This window comes from Peribacillus sp. N1 (assembly GCF_054600815.1).
In genome coordinates, this window is the sequence record NZ_BAAHZO010000007.1 from 149,175 (window position 1) to 172,011 (window position 22,837).

General features: G+C 42.6%; 19 protein-coding genes and 1 riboswitch. Of the genes, 10 read left to right on the forward strand and 9 right to left on the reverse strand.

The features are described from left to right. Positions 1–5 precede the first annotated feature (5 nt). Both ACYP5M_RS23365 and ACYP5M_RS23370 read right to left on the reverse strand, forming a co-directional pair. Positions 6–1,625: a DHA2 family efflux MFS transporter permease subunit gene (locus tag ACYP5M_RS23365; RefSeq protein ID WP_101225962.1), complete on the reverse strand. Its 1,620-nt coding sequence runs from the start codon at positions 1,623–1,625 to the stop codon at positions 6–8. A gap of 40 nt (positions 1,626–1,665) precedes the next feature. Next, the gene (locus ACYP5M_RS23370; protein ID WP_101225963.1) at positions 1,666–2,304 is read right to left on the reverse strand and encodes an HlyD family efflux transporter periplasmic adaptor subunit; all 639 of its coding nucleotides are present in this window, start codon (positions 2,302–2,304) and stop codon (positions 1,666–1,668) included. Between the two features lie 325 nt (positions 2,305–2,629). Between ACYP5M_RS23370 and ACYP5M_RS23375 the strand changes: the two genes are divergently transcribed. Then, a complete protein-coding gene (locus ACYP5M_RS23375) occupies positions 2,630–3,088 on the forward strand; it encodes a MarR family winged helix-turn-helix transcriptional regulator (RefSeq protein ID WP_082196714.1) in 459 nt (152 codons plus the stop codon). 57 nt (positions 3,089–3,145) lie between these two features. Here ACYP5M_RS23375 and ACYP5M_RS23380 read toward each other — a convergent pair whose 3' ends face one another. The 4 genes from ACYP5M_RS23380 to ACYP5M_RS23395 form a co-directional block, all read right to left on the reverse strand. Then, on the reverse strand, positions 3,146–4,237 hold the full coding sequence (locus tag ACYP5M_RS23380; protein ID WP_230178792.1) for an FUSC family protein: 1,092 nt from the start codon (positions 4,235–4,237) through the stop codon (positions 3,146–3,148). Between the two features lie 317 nt (positions 4,238–4,554). Continuing rightward, positions 4,555–9,027 (reverse strand): glutamate synthase-related protein, encoded by a 4,473-nt coding sequence (locus ACYP5M_RS23385; protein WP_459735579.1) that lies wholly within the window; start codon positions 9,025–9,027, stop codon positions 4,555–4,557. Positions 9,028–9,366: 339 nt separating this feature from the next. Then, positions 9,367–10,656: a glutamate-1-semialdehyde 2,1-aminomutase gene (locus ACYP5M_RS23390; RefSeq protein WP_459735580.1), complete on the reverse strand. Its 1,290-nt coding sequence runs from the start codon at positions 10,654–10,656 to the stop codon at positions 9,367–9,369. Positions 10,657–10,800: 144 nt separating this feature from the next. Continuing rightward, positions 10,801–11,121, reverse strand: a complete 321-nt coding sequence (locus ACYP5M_RS23395) for a hypothetical protein (protein WP_459735581.1) — start codon at positions 11,119–11,121, stop codon at positions 10,801–10,803. Positions 11,122–11,272: 151 nt separating this feature from the next. On the opposite strand from ACYP5M_RS23395, the gene ACYP5M_RS23400 reads away from it, so the two are divergent. The 3 genes from ACYP5M_RS23400 to ACYP5M_RS23410 are packed head-to-tail and all read left to right on the forward strand — an operon-like array spanning position 11,273 to position 13,910. Beyond that, positions 11,273–12,280 carry an ABC transporter ATP-binding protein gene (locus ACYP5M_RS23400; protein WP_459735582.1) on the forward strand — a complete coding sequence of 336 codons (1,008 nt, stop codon included), beginning with the start codon at positions 11,273–11,275 and terminating at the stop codon, positions 12,278–12,280. Positions 12,281–12,328: 48 nt separating this feature from the next. After that, positions 12,329–13,120 carry an ABC transporter permease gene (locus ACYP5M_RS23405; RefSeq protein WP_072272421.1) on the forward strand — a complete coding sequence of 264 codons (792 nt, stop codon included), beginning with the start codon at positions 12,329–12,331 and terminating at the stop codon, positions 13,118–13,120. Between the two features lie 4 nt (positions 13,121–13,124). Beyond that, positions 13,125–13,910 carry an ABC transporter permease gene (locus tag ACYP5M_RS23410; RefSeq protein ID WP_101225968.1) on the forward strand — a complete coding sequence of 262 codons (786 nt, stop codon included), beginning with the start codon at positions 13,125–13,127 and terminating at the stop codon, positions 13,908–13,910. Between the two features lie 42 nt (positions 13,911–13,952). On the opposite strand, the gene ACYP5M_RS23415 is transcribed toward ACYP5M_RS23410, so the two are convergent. Together ACYP5M_RS23415 and metE are read right to left on the reverse strand one after the other, a co-directional pair. Beyond that, entirely contained in the window at positions 13,953–14,429 is a 477-nt protein-coding gene (locus ACYP5M_RS23415; protein WP_459735583.1) for an acyl-CoA thioesterase, read from the reverse strand. After that, positions 14,426–16,732: a 5-methyltetrahydropteroyltriglutamate--homocysteine S-methyltransferase gene (gene metE, locus ACYP5M_RS23420; protein WP_459735584.1), complete on the reverse strand. Its 2,307-nt coding sequence runs from the start codon at positions 16,730–16,732 to the stop codon at positions 14,426–14,428. The genes ACYP5M_RS23415 and metE overlap by 4 nt, the downstream gene beginning before the upstream one ends. A gap of 146 nt (positions 16,733–16,878) precedes the next feature. Continuing rightward, a riboswitch (cobalamin riboswitch) is annotated at positions 16,879–17,071 on the reverse strand. Between the two features lie 244 nt (positions 17,072–17,315). Between metE and ACYP5M_RS23425 the strand changes: the two genes are divergently transcribed. From ACYP5M_RS23425 to perR, 5 genes are all read left to right on the forward strand, one after another. Then, the gene (locus tag ACYP5M_RS23425) at positions 17,316–17,735 is read left to right on the forward strand and encodes a potassium channel family protein (protein ID WP_101225970.1); all 420 of its coding nucleotides are present in this window, start codon (positions 17,316–17,318) and stop codon (positions 17,733–17,735) included. Positions 17,736–17,797: 62 nt separating this feature from the next. Continuing rightward, a complete protein-coding gene (gene bcp / locus ACYP5M_RS23430; RefSeq protein ID WP_402944826.1) occupies positions 17,798–18,268 on the forward strand; it encodes a thioredoxin-dependent thiol peroxidase in 471 nt (156 codons plus the stop codon). A gap of 11 nt (positions 18,269–18,279) precedes the next feature. Then, a complete protein-coding gene (locus tag ACYP5M_RS23435; protein WP_434167892.1) occupies positions 18,280–19,389 on the forward strand; it encodes an aminopeptidase in 1,110 nt (369 codons plus the stop codon). Positions 19,390–19,536: 147 nt separating this feature from the next. Then, a complete protein-coding gene (locus ACYP5M_RS23440) occupies positions 19,537–20,481 on the forward strand; it encodes a D-2-hydroxyacid dehydrogenase (protein ID WP_402944820.1) in 945 nt (314 codons plus the stop codon). Between the two features lie 156 nt (positions 20,482–20,637). Next, entirely contained in the window at positions 20,638–21,081 is a 444-nt protein-coding gene (gene perR, locus ACYP5M_RS23445) for a peroxide-responsive transcriptional repressor PerR (protein ID WP_076371177.1), read from the forward strand. Positions 21,082–21,181: 100 nt separating this feature from the next. Here perR and ACYP5M_RS23450 read toward each other — a convergent pair whose 3' ends face one another. After that, positions 21,182–21,535 carry a YgzB family protein gene (locus ACYP5M_RS23450; RefSeq protein ID WP_101225973.1) on the reverse strand — a complete coding sequence of 118 codons (354 nt, stop codon included), beginning with the start codon at positions 21,533–21,535 and terminating at the stop codon, positions 21,182–21,184. A 175-nt stretch (positions 21,536–21,710) separates the two neighbouring features. Here ACYP5M_RS23450 and ACYP5M_RS23455 point away from each other — a divergent pair, with 175 nt between their 5' ends. Continuing rightward, positions 21,711–22,586: a nucleotidyltransferase-like protein gene (locus ACYP5M_RS23455; protein ID WP_101225974.1), complete on the forward strand. Its 876-nt coding sequence runs from the start codon at positions 21,711–21,713 to the stop codon at positions 22,584–22,586. Positions 22,587–22,837: the final 251 nt, after the last annotated feature.

Consider the following 22,837-nt stretch of genomic DNA (forward strand, 5'->3'; position numbering starts at 1 on the left):
TTTAATTAAACCGATTTTTTTACTGGTGAAGGAAGCAAAGGTACATCCAAGTGTTCTTGTTTAGCTTTTTTCATTGCTTTGTCCTTCCGAACGTCACGTAAAAACAGTGAAAGAACGATACCGGCAATTGCAAAGCCTGTTGCCCAAAAGAATGCATCATTGATTCCCATCACGTTTGCTTGACCCTGGATTTGTGAAGAAATCAGCGACATGGCAGTTTCCTGTGCCTGTTCACTAGTTTGATTCATCGAACTCATGATGGATTGAACGATTGTTTGGAAATTCTGAACAAAACCGGGATCACTCGTACTCATTTCCGTTCCTAAAGCAGTTCCATGGAAAGATGCACGGGTTGTATAAATGGTTGTGACGAAGCTCGTACCAATGGCTCCGGTCACTTGTTTAAGCGTATTGCTCATTGCCGTACCATGTGTATTCAAATGCTTGGGAAGCTGATTCATCCCAGCAGTCATGATCGGCATCATCAGTAAAGACATTCCAAGTGCGCGGATGGCATAGATGATGACCAAAGTCGAATAGGTAGTTTCCGTAGTCAATTTAGCAAACTCAAAGGTTGTGACGGCAGTAATCGCTAAACCAATTAGTGCTAATGGACGAGGTCCGATTTTGTCAAATAATGCTCCTGAAATGGGTGACATCACCATCATCACAAGGGCTCCGGGTAACATCAATAGGCCGGATTGAACTGGTGTGAAGCCTCTTAAAGTCTGTAAATATATAGGTAATAAGAATATCCCGGTAAACATGGCCACTGTGACGATGGCGGAAATGATATTCGATAATACGAACATGTCATACTTAAATACACGGAAGTCGAGCATAGGTGTTTCCGATTTAAGCTGTTGAACCACAAAAAGCGTCAAAAGGATCAGCCCGATGATGATCGTTCCCAGAACGATGGGATCCGTCCAGCCTTTGGAACCCGCTTCACTGACACCGTATAGTAAGGATGCAACTCCCAGCAAGGATAGAGACGCACCCAACAAATCCAATTTGATTTTCTTTGGTTCTGCTACATTACGCATACTTAAAAAGGCGAGTGTCATGACTATCATGCCTAATGGCACCATTGCGTAGAACATGACCCGCCAGCTATATTCCTGAATGACCCAACCAGATAAAGTCGGGCCGATTGCAGGTGCAAACATAATGGCAAGTCCAAAGATTCCCATGCCTTTCCCGCGCATTTCCGGAGGGAAGATGAAAAGAATGATCGTCATGACCAATGGCTGCAGGATCCCGCCGCCAGCCGCCTGAATCAGCCGGCCTGTAAGGATGACGGGGAAATTTGGTGCGATGCCGCAGATGAATGTCCCGATGGTGAATAAAAACATGGCAGCAAGGAATAAAATGCGCGTGCCAAACCGTTCAATTAAAAAAGCGGACAGTGGGATCAAGGCTCCATTCACGAGCATGAATCCAGTTGATAACCATTGAATCGTAGTCGCAGCTACATTGAATTCTGCCATCATCCTGGGCATGGCGACACTAAGCAGGGTTTGATTCAAAATGACCATGAACAAACCTAGCATTAAGATAATTAACATGGGGGCAAACTGCTTCATTCCCTTGTTTTCATTTACTGTGATGGTTTGAGAAGCCATTTAAAGAAAAGCCTCCTTTCTGTATAACTGTGTAGCCATTTTATTTAGTTGAAATTTTCACTTCTGCGTTCATTCCAGGCAGAACTTTATCGGATGGTGCTTTGATGGAAATTTTAACTGGTACTTTTTGAGTGACTTTCGTATAGTTTCCGCTGCTGTTTTGATTGCCCATCACTGAAAAGACGGACGTTGTAGCATAACCGATCTGTTCCAATGTACCTTCGAAGACAGTATCGGGATCTCCATCGATGATAATATCTACGCTGTCACCTTTTTCGATATCCTTTAATTTATTTTCTTCAATATTAGCCGTTATGGACAGATCATCCATATTGATGGTCTGAGCCAGCGTTTGACCCGCTTGAACAAGCTGCTCATCATGCACTTGTGTTTTAACGATAGTACCCTGTGCTGCGGTTTTTACCGCCTCTTTTCCATCTAAAGTGGTTACATTGGCAACATTGTCATCCTTACTTACACTGTCTCCTTCATGTAAGTCCCAATCTGCTAATTTACCGGCAGCGGGGGCAACGATGGTATATAGCTCTCCTGAAACCTTCGCTTCATCCGTTTTAATGAAATTCGTGCTTTCATAATAGTAATAAGCCCCACCGGCTAATACCGCTATGATAATAACCAAACCAATGACATTGATTAAAACTAAACGTCCTCTATTCACTTGTTTCGCCTCCAAAAAATATTGATGATGTATTCCTTTTTTCGATACTGTTCACTAGCCAGAAATGACAACGCCTCCTATTCTAATGTTTATTTGTTAAATTAAATAAATATTAACTTTTATAAGTATTAATATTATTAAGTAAAGAGTTTACCAGTTTAATTATTTTTTGTCATGTAATTTATTCGGAAAAATGGTGGGAAATAAATACAGAGAAATAGTAAAAATTTGAATTTTTTTTAGTTTTAAGGATATATGGAAAGTAAAGTTGACATTGGAATGCCATTTAATTAAATTTAAGAGGTAGGATTGTCCTATATAAGGAGTGAGAAGGCTGGAATTTAAATGGGAAGTAACTAATAGTATAGAAATGCAGATTTTTCGGATTAGGAAGAAGCTTAGGGCCATCGTAGCAAAAAATCTTCAGCCTTATGGATTAACATCGCCTCAGTTTTTCATATTATTGATATTGAAAAAAGAGGGGTCGATCAAATCGACTCAGCTGGCTGACTTCTTAACCGTAAAGCCAAGTGCGATTACCGTATTTGTAGATAAGTTGGTCGAAATGGATTATGTAAAAAGGCAGCCCTCTGATAAGGATCGCAGGGTCATCAACCTTGAATTGAAAGAGGCTGGGGAAGCGATTTTGGGGAGAGTCCTTGCGGATCATAACAAATTGATGGGCAAGAACTTCAATTCATTCTCGGAAGACGAGCTGCAGGATCTTTTGAAGAAATTGGATACGATTGAAAAGGCTGCTGATAAGAACCTTTTGGATGATTGAATGAGGTCATGCTCTAAATAGAGACGAAAAAAGACGGTTCCCGGGAACCGTCTTTTTTTAATCTTCTTCATACTGGACAGATATTTCGTTATCTTCCTTATGGAAGGACTGGAAGCTGACGATCAGCTTTTCAAGGTGTTCCAATTGTTCGTCATATTCTATGACTGCAGAAATCAATGGTACAAGGCGGGCAGAGAGGTGGCCTAGGTTATCATGCATTTCGTCCACTTGATTCTGCTGTTCGAAAAAATGGGCGAGCAGCTCTTTACGACTTAAACAATCCTGGTCCCAATCTTCAATCTCCTCGATTGACTTGATTTTTTCGATATGCAGTAATATCAACTGTTCATGCTTGCGGATCAAGGAATCAAGCTGCTGTAAGATGCTCCGTTGGAAATCTTCAGGCATTTGATATACTTCATTCTCGAATTTATGGATTCTCTTCAAGGTTTCAAACGCTTTTTTTGTCGTTATGATCATTTGCCGATAAACGACAAGCTTTCTTGCTTTAGCTACACTGTTCTTCTTGAAATATTCCCGTTCCTCTTTGTACATGGAATAGATATGTTCCAGATCGAGTAACTCCGCCTTCAATCGGCTGATGTCTTTTTTCAATAAAGTATGTTCTGTAGCATGTCTTGTGCTGATCCTGATCCATTTCAAGATGTCTTCGGTTACATCTGTAATGCGTGTATAAAGCTTTGCTTCGTACTTTGGAGGAATGAAAACAAGATTCACGATAAACGAAGAAACGATTCCAAGCAAAACGGAAGAGAGACGAATAAAGGCAAAATTCAGGAATTCCCCTTCCTGGCTTTCCATGATGGCGATGACCGTCACGATGGAAAGGACGATCGTTTTATCCATTTTCAATTTTAAATTGATGGTTATGACAACCATTACGGCAAGACCGATCATAAAAATATCATTTCCGAACAACAAAACGAAGGAGACAGCAACCAATGCGCCAATGATATTTCCTTGAATTTGCTCCAACACCGTTTGATATGAACGGTAAATGGTCGGCTGTATTGCAAAAATTGCAGCAATCCCAGAAAGGACAGGAGCAGGAAGGTTAAGCAGTTCCGAGAGATAAAGCGCTAAAACGATTGCTATTCCTGTTTTGAGAATGCGGGCACCAAACTTCATATATGGGTTAATCCTTTCTTTGTATTGTAATGGATCGTGGCTCTATTTATATATAGGCTTTTGCTTAAAGTTGTATTCTAACTTATTTGTTAGTACTTTACACTAAAATAAGAAGATGTAAACAAAAAGTAATATACAGGATTTTCCTAAGAGTTACAATAGCTAAAATCAAGTTTAATATATAAAGAAACGATAGGCAATTTCTTGATTGCTTTCAAGTTTGTTTTTCCATCGTTTGAAGACATTCCAGAGGTATATGACTAGAAAAGGCTGATGCTCGCATTAACGAGCATCAGCCTTTTCTTATATTTTCGGCATCACTCCGTGGAAACAGCAGGATCCGCCTGTTCTTTAACTGGAACGACCTGAAGGAAGTGCTCTTCAGGCTTTTGAAGAAGTGCCTCTAAAGAGGCCGCTTCTTCGGTTTGGCCATGATCTTTCAATAGGGCTGTGTATTTGCCCAGAAGTTCGGCCACATCCTGCAGGCCTCTTGCGGATAGGGGCTCAATGGAAATCTTTGCCCCTTTCGCAACCCGCTTCTTAATGACCTCTTTGGTTAATCCAGATTCAGGCTGTTGCCGTAAATAAACGACACCGCCTGTCATCCCTGCGCAAATCCATGGACCGGGATCTCCCAGAACCAAACCTCTTCCATTTGTCATATATTCAAAAGCGAATCCCTTAATATTGGAAGTTACCGCAATATTACCGGTTTCCTTTTTAGGAAGCGGTTGTTTCAATAATCCTCCAATGATCATATCCGCCCCGGAAAGCCGGATTCCCGCCCTGGCATCCGCATCACCTTGGGCAATGAGAAGGCCGTGTTGTGCACCGTATCCAAACCCCTTGCCTACAGAGCCATTGTAGAACTTTCCATCTTTTCCTGGAGATTTAAAGATGGAAATATTTCCGCCAATCGATGTTTTGCCGATACCATCCTGGGCACCGCCATTCACGCTGATTGTAATTCCTTCCGTATTGTATGCCCCGAGTCCATTACCCGGGATGGAACCATCCTGGTAGGATAGGTGAACGGGGGGAAGTTTTTTGTATGATCCGTCCAATCTGCCCCTAACGCGGTGACAGGACACCCTGCTGCCGAGAACACGCTGCTCGGAAGTGATTGAGCTATAGCTACGGGATTGCTGCAGATCATCTACATGCGAATCAAGATATTCAGCGCCAACGGCCACCTGCATGGAGCCTTCATTCAAATATGCCGCCGTTTCCTTATGTGAGAACGGTGTTATATCCAAGTTTTTCAATAAATAGGTTAAATCCAATGATTGTTGTCCTTTAACTTGCTGCAGTAAATCAGAACGTCCGACGATATCCTGAAGATTCTTCACCCCGAGTGATCCGGTCAAAGCTTTGAGTTCTTTTGCAAATGCATTGAACATATTCGTTAATCCCTGAACGGCTAAATCAAATTTTCGTGGAACAAAACGGCGCAGCCCGTGTTCTTTCGCCTGTGCTTCCGATTCAATTTGTGTGGCGATGCCCACATGGCAAGTGTCAAGGTGACATCCGCGGCACGTTGTACAGCCGACGGCAATCATCGAAAGGGTCCCAAAGCCTACACGGTTTGCACCAAGCAGCATTACCTTCAATACATCCATCGAGCTTTTTAACCCACCGTCAGCCCAAATTTCAACGTTCTGTCGGATACCTGACTCAAGCAGTGCATTATGGGCCGCTTTCACACCTATCTCAACTGGCAGACCAACATGCTCGAGTGCATGGATCCTGGCAGCACCCGTTCCGCCATCAAAACCGGAAAGCGTTATGATATCTGCCCCCGCTTTTGCGACGCCGACAGCAATCGTACCAATGTTAGGAACGACTGGTACTTTGACGGCAACTTTTGCTTTGTCGTTTGCCGTTTTTAGCTCATGGATCATTTGGGCCAAATCTTCAATTGAGTATATATCATGATTATTGGAAGGGGAGATCAAATCGGAACCGATTGTTGCATTTCGGGCTTCTGCGATTTTCGCTGTGACCTTGGAACCTGGAAGGTGACCGCCTTCACCAGGTTTTGCCCCTTGCCCAATTTTAATTTCCAATAGATTTGAAGAGTTCAATAGTTCTGCATTGACACCGAAACGGCCGGAAGCGATTTGCTGTCCGCGCGATTTCGGGTATTTGCCAAGCATATCCTTTATTTCCCCGCCTTCACCATTCATGCTGATCATGCCTAACCTCTCGGCAGCTTCTGCATAGGCCCGGAAAGCAATCTCATTTTGTGACCCAAAAGACATGGAGGCAATGACGAACGGCAATTCCTGTTCGCCGACCGAAAGACTGACTTCTTCAGAAGGGATGGAAGCATCTGAAGTTTTTAATGATGTCAAGTGGCGGATCGTCGTAGGATTGGATTCTTCCTGCTCGGTGATCTTTTCGCGATAAGCATCATAGTCCCCGGTTGAAGCAACTTCCCCGATAGACTTCCAAATCCTTGGGAACAAATGGAAAGTTTTGCCCATCCGTTCTTTTTCATTGCCGTAATCTTCTGCACGCTGGATGGCATCGGCCTTGATTTTATCAAAATTATAGTCCAGATCATTGGATCCGAAGAAGTTAGCCACATTTAAATATTTCGCGATTTCCTCATGTAAACCGATGCTTGAGAAAAGTCTTCCATAGCCGCGAAGCTCATGAATGCCAATGGTGGAGATAACTTTCTCAAGACCTTTCGTCAAGGAGTTATATAGATTGCTAACCCCCTTGAGGTCATCCGAAGATAAGGAAAGGAACATATAATAGGGGCTGATTAAGTTGGCCCCAAGACCATAAGAAACGATGATATCATGCAGTGACCTTAGCGATGCTGAACGTAAAAGTATGGAACAATCACGGCGCTTGCCTGTACGGACCAACGCTTGATCGACGGCTGAGGTGACAAGGTGGGGATCAAGCCAAAGGTTGCCGTTTTGATGGGCAAGGGCGTCATCCAGTACGAGCAGCGTTTTTCCTTCATCCACTGCAGTGACACTTTCATCCGTAATCCTGGTCAAGGCATCCGTGATGTTTTCATCCTCTTTGAACGTGCTTGAAATGAAGTGTACGAGTTTTTGATCTTGGTTATATTTAATGAACTGATCATAGCTTGGCTGCGATACGATAGATGAACACTCATAACCCGTTGACCCTTCAATCAATAAGGGAGTCAGCAGCTCCGTAACCTTTCCTGCCTTATTCGCTTCGAAAAGGGAAGGACGTTTTCCGATGATCGTTCTTGTTGAGAAGTGCTCGGTTTCCCGGTCCCGGTCGATCGCAGGGTTGGTTACAACGGCCACACTTTCCTTAATGAAATCAGCAATGTTGGTCCGTTGGGGATTAAGTGCTGCGAGTGGCGCATCATGACCAAGTGAACGAATGGGCTCAGCACCTTTTTCGGCCATCTGTTCCACTAATTGGACATGCTCCCTTTCCCACCCAAAGGCTTTATACTGACCATTATGAATGGCTTGCGTATTTGTCATGGAGACAACCTTTTCAAACACTTGTTGCTGTAAGCGAACTCGGTCATTGGAAAGGACGAAACGATCATTGAAGAGTTCAAATACTTTATCCTGGTAATCCTTGTATGTGTACAATTCAATGCTGTCGCCGTTCCATTTCAAACCGATTTTTTCCCCTGGCCCCATCGGTTTCGGATCTCCGGTATATTCACTGGAAGGGATGATTCCTGGTTCGGAAGTGAACATATAAGATGATTCCGTTTCAATATTCCATAGTGGGCGCAAGCCTAAAGAGTCGACTGAGAACACGGCTTCATCGCCGAAACGGGAGATGATGCCTGCCGGACCTTGTGCAAAATGACCCCATGCTTCCCTTAAATACGTATATAAGTCTTGTAAGTGCTCGGGATATTCCTTGATTTCATTGATGATTGGCGGGAACATAAGATCGACAGCTTCAAATAAAGAGTAGCCATGACGGCAGATGAAAGTTTCGATCGTTTTGTTTAAATCCTGTGAGTCGCTTCCATCTTTAGCGATGGGAACTCCGATCATTTTTGCTTCATCACGCAATTTGGCGATGGTATTGATTTCGCCATTATGTCCAAGTACACTGAAAGGCTGGACCCGGAAGAAGCTTGATAGAGTATTAGTTGAAAAACGATTATGCCCCAGTGTCATGGTGGAGGCAGCCAAAGGGTCGGCAAGATCAAGATAATAGGCAGGGAGCGTATCTCCAGCACCCATCACTTTGTATACCGCATGATGCTGGCTTAAAGATGCAACATGGATGAAATCACTTTTTTCGATGTCGGAAGTCAGCTCAAAAAGAACATTTGAAAGCTCCTGGTTGTTATTGATGGTGGAGGAACAGGCAAATTGCCAGAACACTGGGTCTTCTTGAATGGCAATCGGTCCCAATGCCTCGGAACGGTAGGCTTTATCCGTTTCGAATATCAATGAGAGACCATGCTGGAGCAGTTTCTCCTTGACTTCGATTTTTAAGTCGTTAGCTTCTGTTTTTTTGCTTAAAAATAAATGGCCGACAATGAAGGTATCTTGATCGACGATGCTTGAATCGACATTTACCGCTTCAAGCTTCTTTTTCCAAAGAGCACGGGGAATATCGATATGGATGCCGGCGCCATCGCCCTCACCATTGATGAAGCCGCAGCGATGGTTCATTTTAACCAGGGCGTCGATACAGGCAAAGATGTTTTCGTTAGTAGGGATCTTCTTTTTTTCGATGCAGGAAACGATACCGCAGGCATCATGTTCTTCCTTGTGAAATTCTTTGAATGTAGCAGGTGTCCATTGTTGGGTCATATATGTGGCTTGAATAAGGTTACCCTTATTCGCTGCCTTTCACCTCCTGTAGCATGTGTTTAATGGGGGAAATATTAGTAAACCCGAACAATAGTCCAAGTTTTGATAGATTGAAAGAAAGTGTATAAATGTATATAAATGTATCCATATCATATCATTTAAATATTCAGAAATCAATTTTTTATACAATGGACTGGATGCTGTGGTTGGCGAGATTTTTGTGAGGAGTGGCTTCAAATGCCAATATTAAAGATTTATTACAGGGAAATAAGAAACCCTCAAGATTGATGTACATCCTGAGGGTGTATAAAAAATGCATAATTATGCTGATTCGATTTATTATATTAGGTTTTTGAATGCATGTTGAACCGCTTTTAGAGTATAAGCGATATCATCATCCGTGTGAGCAATCGTCAAGAACCAGGCTTCGTATTTGGAAGGTGCCAAATTGATTCCCTGGTTTAGCATGAGTTTGAAGAACTTAGCGAACATTTCGCCATCCGTATTTTCCGCCTGCTCATAGTTTTCAATTTTTTCTGTCGTGAAATAGATCGTCAACGCCCCTTTAAGGCGGTTGATGGTGATCGGTACATTATATTGGCGGGCTGCTTTCAGGATGCCTTCTTCAAGGATTTTCCCCAGCCGGTCCAGCTCGTCATACAGCCCCTCTTCTTTAAGTACTTCTAAGCAAGCTATCCCGGAAAGCATGGAAGCCGGATTTCCTGCCATCGTACCCGCTTGATAGGCCGGTCCCAGCGGTGCGACAGAATCCATGATCTCTTTTTTACCGCCATAGGCACCAATAGGAAGCCCGCCCCCGATGATTTTACCAAGCGCGGTCAAATCGGGTTGAATTCCCAAAAAGTCCTGTGCCCCTCCGTACATGAAGCGGAACGCTGTGATGACCTCGTCGAAAATGACTAGTGATCCGGCTTCGTGAGATAATGAAATGACTTCTTCCAAAAAGCCGGGGCTTGGCTCCACGATTCCGAAGTTGCCGACGATCGGTTCAACCAGCACGCCAGCAATTTCATTACCCCATTTATCCAGTGCTTCTTTAAATGGCTCAATATCATTGAAAGGTACCGTGATGACTTCTTGTGCGATGCTTTTGGGAACGCCGGCAGAGTCCGGTGTTCCTAAAGTGGACGGGCCAGAGCCTGCAGCGACGAGAACAAGGTCGGAATGTCCATGGTAACAGCCTGCAAACTTGATGATCTTATCGCGTCCTGTGTAAGCGCGGGCAACGCGGATGGTGGACATGACGGACTCGGTTCCTGAATTGGTGAAGCGGACTTTATCCATGGATGGTATGGCTTCTTTCAACATTTTGGCAAATTTGACTTCATGTTTGGTCGGTGTGCCGTATAAAACGCCCGTTTCTGCTGCTTTAACGATCGCCTCCGTAATATGTGGATGCGCATGACCTGTGATGATCGGGCCATATGCAGCTAAGTAATCGATATATTTATTGCCATCAACATCCCAGAAATAAGCACCTTTGGCATGATCCATCGCAACAGGTGAACCGCCGCCTACAGCTTTGTAGGAACGGGATGGGCTGTTAACCCCGCCAACGATATGTTCCAATGCCTCTTTATGTAAAAGCTCCGAATTACTAAAATCCAATCTTAAAACCTCCTAAAAATATAAACATATTTCCCCTTAATCATAGCACTTTTTCGTCCGTAAATCTGGGGTCGAAAACTGGGAAATGTGATTCATTCACTGATGGAAGAGCTGCAGCCTTATAAGTATCAGGGTTCCGGGCCATCATTCTGTATGCGAAATAGGGTCGGATTTCAAAACTCCTGTTATGAAAGTAAGAATGGCCAAGATGGTGTCAGGGTTTTCGATGTCGAAGGATTGGCGGTTCATTTCGCCCTGGGCTTGGTAATAGATTATCTGGCCGGTCCCTTTCTCTTCATTAATGAGGAGGTGGAAACTGATGGGTGTGCTTTCGATGGACCCGCTGGAATCCCTTTGGATGACCTGGCATAATAATTCACCGTACTCATCTTCATAAAGGAAGTCATATCGAAGGTCGAAAACGACTTTTTCAATTTGGGATAGTAATAATTTTTTGATATTCATAGCATACTCGTCTCCTTTATATAAGTATCTGGTACAACGGCCATTTCCTCCCTGAAAATGGTATATGGCATCCAAGCATTTTTATTGTCTAAAAAGGTTGGTTTGGATAAACTAATTCATTAGGACAAGAGATTACGGAGGATGTAACAGGATGAGTGATGCAATTCAAGTGAAACAGCTTCGGAAGGAATTTAAGTCGGCATCAAGCCGTTCAGGGCTAAAGGGTGCCTTCCGGGATTTACTTACCAGAAATTATAAGGTCGTCCCTGCCGTCAATGATATCAATTTTACTGTAAAAAAGGGTGAGATGGTAGCTTATATCGGGGAAAATGGTGCAGGGAAATCGACCACGATCAAAATGCTGACAGGTATTTTGGAACCGACAGCAGGTGAAATCACGGTCAATGGCATGAATCCGCATAAAGAAAGGGAAAAGTTCACCCAGACAATCGGAGTCGTATTCGGTCAGCGCTCACAGCTTTGGTGGGATATTGCGGTTCAAGAATCGTTTAGGCTGTTAAAAAAGGTCTATAAGGTAACGGATGAACAATATAACGATCATATGGAACATGTCATCAAGACGCTTGATATCGGTCCTTTGCTGGACAAACCAGTGCGTAAACTCTCGCTTGGTCAGCGAATGCGCTGTGAGCTTGCGGCAGCTTTGATCCACAATCCGCCTTTGCTGTTCCTGGATGAGCCGACAATTGGACTTGATGTGCTCGTGAAAATGAAGATTCGTGAGTTCCTGAAAGAAATCAATGAGAAATATAATACGACAATCCTTTTGACTACACATGATCTAGGAGACATTGAAGCATTATGTGAGCGTGTAATCATGCTTGATGAAGGACAAATCATCTATGATGGGGAATTGCAGAGTTTGAAAGATAACTGGGCTGAGGAAAAACAGATTCATTTTCAATTCATCGAGCCGATCGCATTGAAGGAATTACGATCATTAGCGCTCCCATTTACCGCTAACTGGGTTTATGATGAGAAAAATCAAACTTACATTGCCTTGTTGAAAGAAGAAAGTGATCATATTTCACAGCTTGTTTCAGCTGTCGTATCTCATTTTAAAATAAAAGACATCAAAATCCATGAAACGTCCATTGAAGAGATCGTTCGCAATATTTACGAAGAAGGCACTGTCTGACTCTCTTATCAATAAGAAACAACGTGTCTATCAAGAAGGGGGAGGGCCATGGGGAAGTATCTTGCCATGATCCGCATGCGTTTTTTAATGATGCTTGCGTATCGAACGGATTATTATACCGGCATTTTAATTTATAGCATTAATATCGGTGCTTATTATTTCTTATGGAATGCGATATATGGAGAAAAAAGCTCCATCGAAGGACTTTCAAGCATGCAGATGACAACCTATGTCGCGGTTGCATGGATGGCGCGCGCTTTTTATTTCAATAATATTGACCGCGAAATCGCAACTGAGATTAAAGACGGCAAGGTTGCCATTGAGATGATCCGGCCTTATAACTATTTAGGCATGAAAACGATGCAAGGACTTGGGGAAGGGATATTCCGTTTCTTCTTCTTCTCAATTCCGGGGATGCTGCTGGTAGCTTTCATTTTTCCTATCGAATTGCCGCACGAGCCGGCTACGTGGGGGATGTTCGGCATTTCCTTGCTGTTCAGCTTCATCATCAATACACAAATTAACTTATTGACGGGAATCACTACCTTTTTCTTATATAATAATGCCGGATTAATTCGCGCTAAAAGGGTTATCATTGATTTATTTTCCGGCCTGCTGCTGCCCATCAGTTTCTATCCTATATGGGCGCAGGAAGTGATGAAATATTTACCCTTTCAAGGGATCAGCTATGTACCAAGCATGATATTTACGAACGGGTACAGTTCAGGCGAAATTGGCATGGCGCTTTTACAGCAGTTAATTTGGTGCATCATTCTCATAATACCGATTCAGCTTTTATGGATAGTCGCAAAAAAACAGCTGATTATTCAAGGAGGTTGACGGGATGTTTTATGTATCGATGTTTTTTCAATATGTGAGTCAATATATGAAAACAAGACTGCAATATAGAGCCGATTTCTTCATGGAAATCCTATCTGACCTGCTGAATCAGGTCGTGAATCTGGTATTTATCTTAGTCGTTTTTGGACATACCCAATTTTTAAGCGGCTGGAGCCGTGAAGAAATCATATTCATTTATGGATTTTTCCTTATCCCATTCGCCCTTTTTTCAGCCTTTTTCAACATCTGGGATTTTAATGACCGCTATATCGTCAAAGGTGAAATGGACCGGATATTAACAAGACCGATACATAGCCTGTTTCAAGTCATTTTAGAAAGAATCGAGCTTGAAGCGTTATTTGGTGTTGTGACCGGTTTGATCATTATATTCTATTCGGGGATTTCATTGGATCTGCAGCTTGCGTGGTATGACCCGATTCTTTTCATCATTTTTGCAATAGGCGGGGCCCTTGCTTATGCAGCCATATTCGTTGCGATAGCAAGCATTGGTTTCTGGTCGGATGCGAAAACATCCATCATGCCAATGATGTACAATATCGGGAACTATGGGCGCTATCCTGTTGATATTTATAATAAGGTCATTCGTTTTGTCCTTACATGGGTGCTGCCATTCGCGTTTGTTGGTGTCTATCCGGCATCTTATTTCCTTAGAAAAGAAGAGTGGTATGCATATGCATTTGCCACACCTGTAATTGGGGTAGCCTTTTTCATGATATCCGTATTCATATGGAATCAGGGAGTGAAGAGGTACCGCGGTGCAGGGAACTGAAAGAAACCCCTTCAACAGCATTCATGTTGAAGGGGTTTTTGTTTATTTGCGTTTATTCTTTCTTTCAATATATCTTGCTTGTGCTTGAACATATAGCTGCTTTTCCACTTCGGTTTCCGGAATGACCTGTGGTACGTTTGTCGGCTTACCGTCTTCATCAATGGCCAGCATCGTTAAAAAAGCACGGGCCGTAAGCTGTTTCTCACCTGTTAATAGGTTTTCGCGCTCCACTTTCACGAATACCTCCATTGATGTGCGATGGGCACAGGTGACATAAGCTTCAAGGTTGATCGCATCCCCCGTCTTGATGGGGGCCAAAAAATCAAAAGAGTCGCTTGAAGCAGTCACAACGGGTTTTCGACAATGGCGCATAGCTGAAATGCAGGCTATTTTATCAACATAGGCCATTACTTTTCCGCCAAAGATGGTATTGTGATGATTTGTATCCGGTGGAAAAACAAGGTCGGTTAAAAAAGTCCGTGACTGCTGTGTTGGGTGGGCAACTTGCTTTTCAATCATTTGCCGGTTGGTTTAGCTAACAGGTTTTCACGGACGATTTTTGCTGCTTCGACCATGTTTTTCAGGGATGCGACGGTTTCCGGGATACCCCTTGTTTTCAGTCCGCAGTCAGGATTGATCCAAAACTGGTCTTTATCCAATACCTTGATCCCACGTTCGATCATATCGACCATTTCTTCCACTGCCGGCACACGCGGGCTGTGAATGTCATACACACCTAGACCAATACCTTTTTCATATGTTTTTTCCTCGAATGCGGAAGCAAGCTCCCCATGACTGCGGGATGTTTCGATGGAAATTACATCGGCGTCGAGGGAGGAGATGACATCCATGAAACTGTTGAAGTCGCAATAGCACATATGCGTATGAATTTGGGTTGTATCCTCCACGCTTGATGTCGATATCAAGAACGAATTCACAGCCCAGTTCAAATATTCGTCGCGATCGCTTTTTTTCAATGGCAGACCTTCTCTAAGTGCAGGCTCATCGACCTGAATCATTTTGATTCCAGCGGATTCCAATGCAATGACTTCTTTTTCCAAAGCGAGTGCCAGCTGATAGCATACATTCTCCCTGGAAATATCATCACGGACAAATGACCAGTTCAAAATCGTAACAGGACCTGTAAGCATTCCCTTTACCGTCTTCTTCGTCAGTGATTGTGCGTATACACTTTCCCTGACTGTCATCGGTTCGATGAAATGGATGTCGCCGTAGATGACTGGCGGTTTCACACAGCGGGATCCATAGGATTGTACCCACCCCTTTTCTAAAAAGACGAATCCACCTAACTTATGGCCGAAGTATTCAACCATATCCGTTCGTTCGAATTCCCCATGAACAAGGACATCCAAACCGATTTCTTCTTGGATTTCGATCCACCTGCCGATTTCTTCGTTAACGAATGTTTCATATTGCGAAGCGGTCCATTCTCCTCTTTTGAATTTCCCGCGTGCTTGTTTAACATCAAATGTCTGCGGAAAGCTGCCGATCGTAGTCGAAGGAAGAAAAGGCAATTTGAAAAATGCCTGTTGTTTTTGGTAACGCTCTTTAAATGGAAGCTGACGGCCGGCGGTTCTGGTTTTAACCTTTTCGACATTGGATTGTACAGTTCCGTGATTCCGGGCATTTGAACTTGCTAACGTTTGAAGCGTGAATTTATTTGCATCGACTTTCTCGGCGATTGCTTCAAAGCCTTGATTATTCCCTTTGACCAAGAGTGTGATTTCCTCAAGTTTCTCATCAGCGAAAGCAAGGGCCTCTTTCACTTCGTTTGATAGGGCGGTTTCATTACGAACGGTCACCGGGACATGAAGCAGGGAACAAGAGGGCTGAAGCCAGATTCGGTCTTCGGCTACCATTGTCTTAAGAGTCTCGATCAATTGGATTTTTTTCGATAAATCAGAAAGCCAAATGTTTTTTCCGTCAATCAAACCTGCAGCAAGCACTTTGTCCTTCGGAAAGCCGAATGCTTCCAGGTTGCTTAGATTCCTCCCTTTGTCATGTACAAAATCAAGACCGATTCCTTGGACTTGTAATTCGATGACTTCCTGGTAATGTTCCACGGCATCAAAGTATGTTTGTAGCATGATGTTCAGGTTTGGTGCTGCTTCATTCAGTTTTTCATAGAGGTAAGTAACAGTTTGCATATCTTCTTTGGAAATCGATGAAACAAGTGAAGGTTCGTCCATTTGAACCCACTTCACGCCTTCTTGCTCCAACTCCCGGAGGATTTGCGTGTATAGGGGAAGCAGGCTCAGGATGATGCCAGGGATATCTTGTTTTTTGAAGCCTTTGGAAAGGGAGATGAAAGTATAAGGACCGATCAACACGGGCTTTGTTTCAATTCCTAGCTTTTCCTTGGCTTCCCGATATGCTGCAAGTGGTTTATTTTCCGTTAACGTTAGCTGTGGCACCTTTAATTCAGGGACAATATAGTGATAGTTCGTATTGAACCATTTCGTCATTTCGGAAGCGACTTCATCATTGTTTCCGCGAGCCATTGAATAATAAACGGAAAGGGGAACGCTTCCGCTTTCATAGGCTGAATAACGTTCAGGAACAAGACCGAACATTACGGACATATCGAGCATTTGATCATAGAAAGTGAAGTCGTTGACAGGAATGATATCAATGCCTCGTTTCTTCTGTTTTTGTAAGTTGCCTAAACGGATGGCTTTTAGTTGTGCCGTAAATTCTGCTTCATCGATTTTACCGGACCAGTAAGCTTCCAATGTACGTTTCCATTCACGATCTTCCCCGATTCGAGGGTAACCCAAACTACTGCTTTTCAATATTCCCATCCTCCTATATTCATTTAATTGAGCAATAAAAAAAGCATTCCTAACCGTCAAAAGAGATGGTTAGAAATGCTTAAAATAAAGAGGCATGCAAAATGCCCCTTACAATTATAAGGTCCCTAACACCTCCCTATCTCCCGTAGGTTAAAACAGTGTTGTCGAAATAGGCAGGTCTCCTGACTTAGGGATTAACATTAGCGGCGGGCCTTCCCGATCCGTTGATCAGTGGCATATTGGATGGCGCTAACACTCCCATTACAGTGGCGGGACCGTCCCGGAATTACACCGGACTTCCCTTTTAATCCTAATTAAAAACTAGGAACCTATTTCCACATATGAAATTTGACAAAACCTGCCTTGATAACTGTTTGCAGGTTAAAAATTTATAAAATAAAAACTATTATAAAAATTTAGACAATCTTAACATATCCGACCAAAAGGGTCAACATGGAAAAACGATTCAGGAAAAGTATCCGGTTATAAGGTGTGTGGGTGATAAGGATGAGGTCTGTTCCTAAAAAAGAATATATTGTTTGGACAGGGAGTATGTATAGAGGAAGTGGCGTTTTGAAATGGGGCGTGGGGGATGACTTTCTACATCTTGATTGCAGGAATCATTTTTTGCATGGTGATGAGCATTCGTACGTTATTTCTTGTCGAGTCGGGAGGAAAGAAGTTTTCTCTGGAGGATATGCTGTGGCTTGGCAATTTATATGCGACGATATTAGTTGGATTTGCACTGATTTATTTATTATACGAACTTCAGAATCATTCGGTGATTCTTGATATGGGCAATCGATTGGATGGCACTTTCTATGAACAGTTGAAGACTTCTTTTTATTTTAGTGCGATGACGATGTTTTCTGTAGGGTATGGAGATATAGCCCCGATTGGAATGGGCAGGATGATAGCTACGATTCAGGCTTTCATCGGTTATACACTGCCGGCAGCGTTCGTGATCCGGACGGTGATCGATTTGGAGCACAAAGATAGGAAGGATAAATGAAAGTTGTGTTTCTTTCGATTATTGGGTACTCTTACCATAATGAAAGAAATGGAGGGTTCAATATGACTGTTAAAATTGGAGAAAAAGCACCTGATTTCAAGCTCCCTGCAAACAATGGTGAAATGGTGTCCCTATCGGATTTTAAGGGGAAATATATTGTTTTATATTTTTATCCAAAAGACATGACGCCAGGTTGCACGACGGAGGCCTGTGATTTCCGGGACCATAATGAGCAATTTGAGGAATTGAACGCGGTCATCATTGGAATCAGCCCAGACCCAGCTGCACGTCATGAAAAATTCATCGAAAAACATGGATTGCCTTTTCTGCTGCTGGCTGATGAAAATCATGAAGCGGCTGAATCATTTGATGTGTGGCAATTGAAAAAGAACTTCGGCAAGGAGTATATGGGCATTGAACGTTCAACTTTCCTGATTGATAAGGCTGGTATGGTAGTCAAAGAATGGCGTAAAGTAAAGGTCAAAGGCCATGTCGAAGAAGCTCTTCAAACTCTTCGCGACCTCGAAAAATAAGGGACAGGCAGATGAAGGATGAGCGAATAACGAAGCTTGCAGCCAGGCTGATTCATCATTCGATACAATTACAGCCAAAAGAGAGAATCCTCATACGGGGGAATATCAATACGAAACCATTATTGAAAGAGCTGATTGATGAAATATACAGAGTGGGTGCTTATCCATATGTAGAACTCGAAGACGATGAAATAAGCCGCCACCTGTTACAAGGGAATGTAAAGGAACAACTTGACACCTCTTCGCAATGGGCCTTGAAGAAATATAAGGATATCGATGCGGTAATCATCATCACCGGGGAAGAAAACGATGTGGAAATGACCGATGTTCCCATCGAGAGGCACCGTCTTCAGGGGGAGGCTATGAATTCCCCCACTCTTTTCTATGTAAACAACCGACGTTGGGTCTTGCTTAATTATCCCACCAACGCATCAGCGCAAAAAGCCGGCATGACCTTCGACAGGTACGAAGATTTTCTTTTGAATGTATGCAACATGGATTACGGGAAAATGGAGACGGCCTTGAAACCGTTAAAACAATTGATGGAACGAACTGACATAGTCAGGATCGTTTCGCCAGGAACAGATTTGACCTTTTCCATCAAAGGTATGCCGGCCGTCATATGTGCCGGAAAAAAGAATTTACCTGATGGGGAAGTGTTTACGGCACCCATAAAAGATAGTCTCAATGGTAGGATATCCTTCAACACACCAACAACCTATGAAGGATTCACCTTTAGTGACATAGAATTAAACTTGGAAAAGGGAAAAATCATTAAAGCTACTTCCAATCGTGACTCTGAAATGAACCAAATTCTGAATATTGATGAAGGGTCCCGGTTTATCGGGGAGTTCGCAATTGGGATCAATCCATACATATTGGAACCTATGGACGATATCTTGTTCGATGAGAAAATAAGCGGAAGTCTGCACTTGGCTCTTGGACTTGCCTATGAAGAAGCGGATAATGGAAACCGATCATCGATTCATTGGGATATGGTGTTGATCCAGCGTCCCGAATATGGGGGTGGTGACATCTTCTTTGACGACGTCCTGATAAGAAGGGATGGCGTTTTCATTTTGCCGGAATTAGATGCATTAAACCCAAATTCCTTAAAATAAAGCCTTTTTTAATAAGGCTAAGGCTTTTGTCCAACTCAAAAAGGGGACACCTGAATATGCTTTATTAAGGGAATACCTCCTCAGAGAAAGTTGCGCGGGACACATAGAGCCCGTGTTTTTTTATGTTAATTAAAGGGAGAGATAAACATGTTAATACTTTCAACTGTCATTCCGAATGAAGGCATCCAAAAGAAGATGACGGAAGCTTTTCCTGACTTGAGCTTCATTTATCAAAAAGGATGGACGGATGGGCCGCTTCGTGAAGCTGAAATCTTAATTACATATGGTGAAGACTTAACTGAAGAAATCATTGGGAAAGCCACGAACTTGAAATGGATCATGGTCATGAGTGCAGGGATGGAATTAATGCCATTTAAAGCCATAGAGGAAAGGGGCATTCTGGTGACGAATGCTAGAGGCATTCATAAAATACCGATGGCAGAGTATACGATAGGGATGCTTTTGCAATATGAAAAGAAATTGAAACTGCTTATGAAGAATGAAAAGGAAGAACTGTGGGATAGAAAGATTGAAGTAGGGGAATTGAACGGCAAGACGATGCTCGTTATTGGCGTGGGTGCAATCGGAGGGGAAGTGGCTCGTCTTGGGAAAGCCTTTCGGATGAAGACGATAGGAGTGAACCGGAGCGGGAAGCCAGTGGAATCCATCGATCACCTTTATGCCCTGGATAATTTATTGGAAGCCATACCGGGAGCCGATTATATCGTATCCGTCCTGCCAAGTACGGATGAAACGAAGGGCCTTCTGCAAAAAGAACACTTTGAAGCAATGAAAGAAACTGCAGTATTCGTGAATATTGGCCGCGGTGACCTGATTAACGATGAAATGTTGATCGAAGCCCTGGATGCCGGGGAATTATCTCATGCCATCTTGGATGTATTTGATCCGGAACCTTTAGGAAAAGGGCATCCGTTTTGGAGGATGGAGAATGTTACAGTCACTCCGCATCTTTCAAGTAAAAGCGGAGAATATTTACCAAGAACCTTTGCCATATTCGAAAAAAATATGCGTGAATACCTGAAAGCTGGAAAAGACTTCACCAATGTAATCGACTTATCCAGGGGATACTAAACTCAATGCAAAAATGGGAAAGATTCAATGTGCTCATGAATAAACTAAAAAAGAATGGTTAAGCCATTGAATTATTGACAAATTCAACGCATAAAAGGTACACTATTTATAAACATTATAATTTAAGAATGCATACTTAATGAGAAAAAGAGGTGGATGACGGTGTCTGAAGTTCAGTTAAAAGAAGCGTTGGATTCCTTAAAAGATACCGGTGTAAGAATAACTCCTCAACGCCATGCGATACTTGAGTATTTGATAAGCTCCATGTCCCACCCTACCGCTGATGATATATATAAAGCGCTGGAAGGCAAGTTTCCGAATATGAGTGTGGCAACGGTTTATAACAACCTGCGTGTGTTCCGTGAGGTAGGTTTGGTGAAAGAACTTACGTATGGTGATTCTTCGGCAAGGTTTGATTTTGTGACGACGAATCATTATCATGTAATTTGCCAAACTTGCGGGAAAATTGTGGATTTCGATTATCCTGCATTGGATGAAGTCGAGCATTTCGCAGCACAAGTCACCGGTTTCAATGTTAGTCACCATCGGATGGAAATCTACGGCGACTGTACGGATTGTGCGAAAAAAGAATCGCATTAAAAAAAGTTCCTCCACTTGGTTGGAACTTTTTTTCATGTTATGAAGAAATGATACAATTGTTATAGACTTCTTTAAAGGGAATTCAGCTAGCCGAATTCCTTTAGTCATGCAGGCTTTTCCGGTTATATTTTTCGTTGAATTCTTCGCCTTCCAACTTTTTGTCAAGTGTCAATGGTTCTTCACAATGCATGCAAATATCTACACGCCCTAGTATTTTTGTAGGTTTGCCGCAGTTAGGACAGACAACCTGGATCGATTTTGTGGAAAGCATTCCAATCCAAAAATAAACCCCTGTACTTGCGATTATGAATAAAAGGCCCAGCCCCATGAAAATCGTCATGACAACAGGATGCGTTTTGAAGAAAAGCCCAAGGTACATTACGATGAAGCCAATGAAAATCAAACTCAAAGCAAAAGTGCGTATTTTATTGATTTTGCTAGAATATTTAGCCATGGATTGTCCCTCCTAAAATATAACTTTAACTATAACATAAACAGCGGATGGAACAAAAAAGAAATAAAGGATACATATTACTTTTGAATTGAGATGGTTTGGGGTAAGGGAGATAAGCAGGAATTTGAAGAGTTTTGTCGAAAGTCTAAAAAAAAAGGTTTTGGAGGAATTTATGATGGAAGATATCCTTCGCCCGATTTATCAAGAGCGAGCAAGTTTAAAATCTACACTTGGAATCTTGTTAATAGAAAAAAGGGATGATAATAGCCCGATTACCGATACATTTGACTACATCCTTTTTGTGATTGCAGACGAAGCCGAAGAGGCCGTGTTTTTAAAGCATTACACTTACCGGGATAAAAAGGCAGCCTTGCATATCGTACAGGAAGACCAGTTAAAAGAATGGCTTCTATTAGGTACGAACCGCAAAGTGGTTGACTGGATATATAACGGGAAGGTTCTTTTTGACCGGAATGAATATTTGGACCGTTTGAAAACAGAAATCCGGGAGTTCCCCTTCTATGGAAGGAAGTTAAAGATGGGGATGGAGTTTGCGAAGTTAATTCGCAGGTACATGGATGGGAAAAGCTTCTTTGAAAAAGGCCATTATCTGGAGGCATACAACCATATCGTTCATTCCTTGCATCACTTGGCCCGTTTGGAAATAATAGAACAAGGTTTTTATCCGGAGGTTACGGTCTGGAACCAAGTGAAGCATATGGAACCTGAGATCTATAAGTTATATAAAGAATTGATCAGCAGCGAGGAAACACTCGAAAAAAGATTGGAGCTTCTTTTCCTTGCGAGCGAATTTCTTATTTATTCGAGGACGAATGCAGGTTCACAGCATTTGATCGAAATAATGGGGACGAAAGAAGATCCGTGGACGATTGCGGAGCTTATGGAGCATCCGGAAGTTAAGTTTTATTCAGTCGACCTGGGTGTTTTATTGGAATATTTGATAGAGAAGAAGGTTATCGACGTCATCAAGGCGGAGACAAAAGGTCACGAGGTATATCACCGGTTTTATCGGGTATCAAAAAACTTTTAAAAAAATGCATTTTTATTGTTGACCAATAGTAATATAGGTGTTATATTAATACATGTCGCTGCGGGACATCAGCTTTCGCAGCTTCATCAAAACAAAAAAAATAAAAAAACATGTTGACAACAATGTTGAAGACATGATAAGATGTAAAAGTCGCTTACGAAGTAAACGACAACGAAATTGCTCTTTGAAAACTGAACAAAACAAAGCGCCAACGTTAAATTTTAAGTGAGCACACACTATCAAAAAAGCAA